Source organism: Candidatus Hydrogenedentota bacterium (assembly GCA_019695095.1).
In the GTDB taxonomy this organism is placed as follows: Bacteria; Hydrogenedentota; Hydrogenedentia; order Hydrogenedentales; family SLHB01; genus JAIBAQ01.
Map to the genome: position 1 here is coordinate 1 of JAIBAQ010000340.1, position 3,666 is coordinate 3,666.

The window sequence follows — 3,666 nt, forward strand, 5'->3', positions numbered from 1 at the left end:
AACGACGGCGGGGGAACTGCGATGCCGCATTCACGTGGACTTGTTGCGTTGTGTGTCCTGCTTGGCGCGATGGTCGCGCAAGCGGGCGATATGGATTGGCCGACCATCACCTCGGAGCAGCGTGCGGGCGCATACTGGTGGTGGATGGGCAGCGCGGTCGACAAGGCCAACATCACACGCGAAATGGAACGGTACCACGCGGCGGGCATGGGCGGCGTCCATATCATTCCCATCTACGGCGCAAAGGGATACGAGTCGCGTTATATCGAATACCTGAGTCCTCAATGGATGGAAATGATGGGGCACGCCGTTGCCGAAGGCAAACGCCTGGGTATGTGGGTCGATATGACCACCGGAACGGGGTGGTGCTTTGGAGGGCCGAACATACCTGAGGAGTTGGGCTGCGCGAAGGTGAGCATCGCGGCGCATGAAGTGCCCTCGGGACAGGATGCGCGCATCGAGCTGCCGCCGCACACACAGGCGGTGGCATCGGTGGACGAAGCAGGACATGTGTGGGTTTGTGAAGACGTCGCAGCGCTCGGGGGCGCGTATTCGCGCAAGGCAGCCGACGGCAAGCTGACGGTTTATGTTGTGTCCCTGGTTCCAACGAAACTCGTGGTGGAGCGCGCCGCCCCAGGAGGCGAGGGACTGATGATGAACGCGTTCTCGCGCGCGGCGCTGGATGCGTATCTTCCGAGGTTCGATGAAGCGTTTAGAAGCTACGCGGGCCCGAAACCGCGCGCGATGTATCACGATTCCTACGAATACAACGGCCACTGGGCGCCGGAGTTGTTCAGCGAATTTGCAGAGCGCAGACGATACCGCCTGGAAGCGCATCTTCCCGCGCTTACGGGGCAGGCGCCGCCGGAGGAAGTCGCGCGGATCAAATGCGATTATCGCGAGACGTTGTCGGACATGCTCGTTGATGACTTCATACAACGGTGGGCGGCGTGGGCGCGCGACAAGGGCATCCAAACGCGCAATCAGGCCCACGGATCTCCGGGTCATCTTCTAGACCTGTACGGGGCCGTCGATATCCCCGAGACGGAGATGTTTAACAAGGACCGCGATCCTTTGGTGGCGAAGTTCGCGTCGTCGGCCGCGCACGTATTGGGCAAGCAGAAGGTGGCCGCGGAGACCGCCACGTGGTTGCGCGAACATTTCACGGAACGGCTAGCGGATGTGAAAGATCTCGTGGACGAGTTGTTCGTCAGCGGGGTCAATCATGTCGTCTATCACGGGACGTGTTATTCGCCGGACGATGCGCCGTGGCCGGGCTGGTTATTCTATGCATCGACCGAAATGAACCCGCGCAGCGCGATTTGGCACGACGCGCCGATCCTCAATGAGTACATCGCGCGATGTCAGGCGGTGTTGCAGTCCGGCGCATCGGATAATGACATCCTGGTCTATTGGCCGATACATGACTACTGGCAGCGTGCCGATGGCATGGAATTGCAGATGACCGTGCACAAGACGGCGTGGTTGACCGAGCAGCCCATTGGCAAAGTCGCGCGCGAACTGTGGGAACGCGGTTATACCTTCGACTACATCTCCGATCGGCAATTGGCAGCGACCGATGCGGCGGACGGAATGGTGCGCACGGCCGGGAATTCCTATCGCGTTGTGCTGGTGCCGCCGTGCACGCACATTCCGGTGGCGACTATGCAGAAGCTGCTCGCGTTGGCCGAGAAGGGCGCGACAATCCTATTTGTCGATCGTCTGCCCGATGATGTTCCGGGGTGGAATGACCTCGACAACAGGCGCGCGCAATTGAAGGCATTGTGTGCTCGCGTCGCATGGGATGGCGAGGGAAAGAGCGGGACCATTGGAAATGGAAGAGTGCTGGTCGGCAGTGAACCCGATGTCTTGCTTGAAGGAATCGGCATCGCGCGGGAAAGCCTTGTCGATACATCGGGCATGCACTTCATTCGGCGGGGATTTGAGGGTGGTCGCCACTACTTCGTCACCTATCGTGCGCAGGGCGATAGTGCTTCGGATTTCGAGGGATGGCTTCCCCTGGCAACTCCCGCGAAGTGCATCGCGATGATGGACCCGATGACCGGGTTAACAGGCGTCGCGAAGATACGCGAGGCGGCGACAGGCGGGACTGAAGTTTATCTGCAGTTGCATCCAGGCGAGTCCACCATACTTCGCGTGTTCACGGAAAAAGTTGTTGACGCTCCCGCGTGGGTCTATCTGCAGCCGGGCGGTGAGTCCACCAGAATCGATGGCACATGGGACATCGCGTTCGTCGAAGGCGGACCCGAATTGCCGGCCTCCGCGCAAATGAAAGAACTTGTTTCATGGACGACGCTGGGCGGTGAGGAAGTGCAACGATTCGCGGGTACTGGCCTATACAGCATCGCCTTTGCGTTGCCCAAAGACCGTGCGGAATTCTGGAAGCTGGATCTGGGTCACGTAGCTGAGAGTGCGCGCGTAAAAATTAACGGGCGCGATGTGGGTGGCGTAATCATACCGCCTTTCGAAGTGCTCGTGCCTGCCGCAGGTCTCAAGCCTGAAGGAAACCAACTTGAGATAGAAGTCACGAACGTGTCGGCAAACCGAATACGCGATCTGGACCGGCGTCATGTGGAGTGGCGCATATTCAACGACATCAATTTTGTAAACATGAACTACAAACCATTTGACGCTTCGGGGTGGGAGATTCGTCCGTCGGGATTATTGGGTCCGGTGACATTGACGCCAATGAAGGAGATGGTGCTGGCAGAGGAATAAGAAGAACTGCTTCACATTTCGCAGAAACTCCCCTTTGTCATTCTGAGTCCGCCGGAGGCGGGCGAAGAATCTGGCATAAGGTCGATCTTGTTAAACCCAGATCCTTCGTCCGCCTCCGGCGGACTCGGAATGACAGAAGGGCAATAGTAGCCCTATTGGCGTGAAGTGTTGGGGGATCAAGGAGGGACATTTGATGACGAACTTCATTGCTGCGATGCTGATTGTCGCGAGTGGCGCGGGCGACTCTAGCGCCGACCGCATCAAAGCATTCTGCGTGGATTTCAATTGGGGCGACAAAGGGGCCGCGGAGCCGGGACTCTATACACAGGCATCGCCCGAGGAGCACGTCGCGTGGTATGAGCAACTCGGCGTCAACACGATCCAAACGTTCTGTGTAAGCCTTCCCGGATACGCGTGGTACCAGAGCGAAATCGCGCCGGTGCAACCGGGCATGAAGGGCGACTTCCTGAAGGAGATGGTCGAACTCGGGCATGCAAAGGGCATGCGCGTCATGGGCTACTTCTGTATCGGCGCGAATCCGTATTGGAGCGAGAAACACCCCGACGCTGTGCATCCGCAATCGATCATGATGAACATTCCGCTGACGCTCGAGTACATCGACTATCTCGGGCGCGTAATGGCCGAGGCGGTGACCAAGACCGGTATCGACGGCTTCATGATTGATTGGGTGTACAGTTCGAGCCACTTCTACGAAGACAAGAAGTACGAGTGGCTCGACTGCGAGAAGCAGATGTATCAGGAGTTATTTGGGAAACCGTTTCCAGGCGACGAAGCGATGGATCGCGCCGCGATCAACGAGTTTGGACGTCGCGCAGTGGACCGCTGTTGGGAACGCATTCACAGCGCTGCCAAGGGCGCAAATCCGAAGTGCATCATTTGGCTGACGTGTTTTGATCTTCAGCATCC

2 protein-coding genes are annotated in these 3,666 nt (G+C 58.4%); both read left to right on the forward strand.

Annotated elements, in window-relative coordinates; all coding sequences use genetic code 11:
- The first annotated feature begins 21 nt into the window (after positions 1–21).
- Positions 22–2,739 carry a hypothetical protein gene (locus K1Y02_25960; GenBank protein MBX7259827.1) on the forward strand — a complete coding sequence of 906 codons (2,718 nt, stop codon included), beginning with the start codon at positions 22–24 and terminating at the stop codon, positions 2,737–2,739.
- A 193-nt stretch (positions 2,740–2,932) separates the two neighbouring features.
- Positions 2,933–3,666: hypothetical protein (locus K1Y02_25965; protein MBX7259828.1), on the forward strand; the 734-nt coding region annotated here is incomplete at its 3' end.